This is a genomic window from Streptomyces sp. NPDC059895, assembly GCF_042731035.1.
GTDB lineage: Bacteria > Actinomycetota > Actinomycetes > Streptomycetales > Streptomycetaceae > Streptomyces.
Genome location: NZ_JBHWKO010000133.1, coordinates 1 through 1520, shown reverse-complemented (window position 1 = coordinate 1520; position 1520 = coordinate 1). Strand labels below are relative to the sequence as shown.

The window sequence follows — 1520 nt, the reverse complement described above, 5'->3', positions numbered from 1 at the left end:
GGGGGCTGTCGAAAAATAACTCCTCGGTTTCTGAGTTCTGTTGGCTCGTAGGATGCTGGTGTGGCGGAGGGGATCGAGGCGGGGCTTTCGGAGGCGTTCGAGTTGTTGCTGCCGTATCTGGACGAGCGGCAGCGACGGCTGGTGCTGGGGGCTGCTGCCCGGGTGCGGGGGCACGGCGGGATTCGCCTGGTGGCGGCAGCTGCGGGGGCGGCGGAGTCCACGGTGTCGCGTGGGTTGCGCGAGTTGGAACAGGATGAAGGGCCCGATGGCCGGGTCCGGGTGGCGGGCGCGGGCCGCAAGCGGCTGCGAGACGTTGATCCGGAACTGGTCCCGGCGTTGCTCGCGCTGGTCGAGCCGGACCAGCGGGGAGATCCGGAGTCGCCGTTGCGGTGGACGGTGAAGTCCACCCGTGTCCTGGCCGCGGAGCTGTCCCGACAGGGGCACCGGGTCGGTCACGACACGGTGGCCGCGCTGCTGAAGGCCGAAGGGTTCTCCTTGCAGGGCACCTCGCGCACCACCGAGGGGGCCCGTCACCCGGACCGGGATGCCCAGTTCCACTACATCAACGACCAGGCGAAGGCGTATCTCGCGGATGGGCAGCCGGTCATCAGCGTGGACACCAAGAAGAAGGAGACCCTCGGTCAGTACGCGGTCGCCGGGCGCGAGTGGCACCGAGCCGGGCAGCCGGTGCAGGTGCGTGCCCATGACTTTCCCGAGAAGGGCGCACTGAAGGCGGTGCCGTACGGGATCTATGACATCGGCGCGGATGCCGGCTGGGTGTCGGTGGGGTGCGACGGTGACACGTCCGCGTTCGCCGTGGCCACCTTGCGTCGTTGGTGGGACGGGGAAGGCCGACACCGTTACCCGCGCGCCTCCCGTCTGCTGATCACCGCTGATGCCGGAGGTTCCAACGGCTACCGGGTGCGCGCGTGGAAGAAAGAACTCGCCGCCTTCGCCCACGACACCGGGCTGCAGGTGACCGTGTGTCACTTTCCTCCGGGCACTTCAAAGTGGAACAAGATAGAACACCGGCTGTTTTCCCAGATCAGCATCAACTGGCGCGGCAGGCCCCTGACCAGCCATGAAGTCGTGGTCAGCGCCATCGGCGCCACTCGCACCCGCACCGGACTGGCCGTCCACGCCGAACTCGACCCCGGCGCCTACCCCACCGGCGTCACCGTCCCCGACGACGTCATGGACCGCCTCCCCCTCAGCCCGCACGAATGGCACGGGACCTGGAACTACACGCTGCGACCCGAACCCCTGGCTCCTCCAGTGCCCTCCAGGCCGGCCGAGTTCGGCCGTTTCCCGGCCGGCGACAAACTCCCCGTCTGGCTGCGGCATCCCAGCCTCACCGGCCTGGAACCCGCCGCCTTCGATGATCTCGCCGCCCGCTACCGCGCCTGGCGTGCCGAGCATCCACCGATCCTCCTTCCCGGAAAACGTCCCGATGGTGGCCCCGGTGCCGGCGGCAGACGGCTGTCCGCCGCCGACCAACTCGTCGTCTTCCTCCTCAAAAA

At 68.7% G+C, this 1520-nt stretch carries 1 protein-coding gene; it reads left to right on the top strand.

All coding sequences use genetic code 11. From position 1 onward, the window contains the following. Positions 1–102: 102 nt before the first annotated feature. Positions 103–1520 (top strand): ISAzo13 family transposase (locus ACFV9M_RS42015; protein ID WP_385079919.1); only part of this gene is annotated, 1418 nt, incomplete at its 3' end.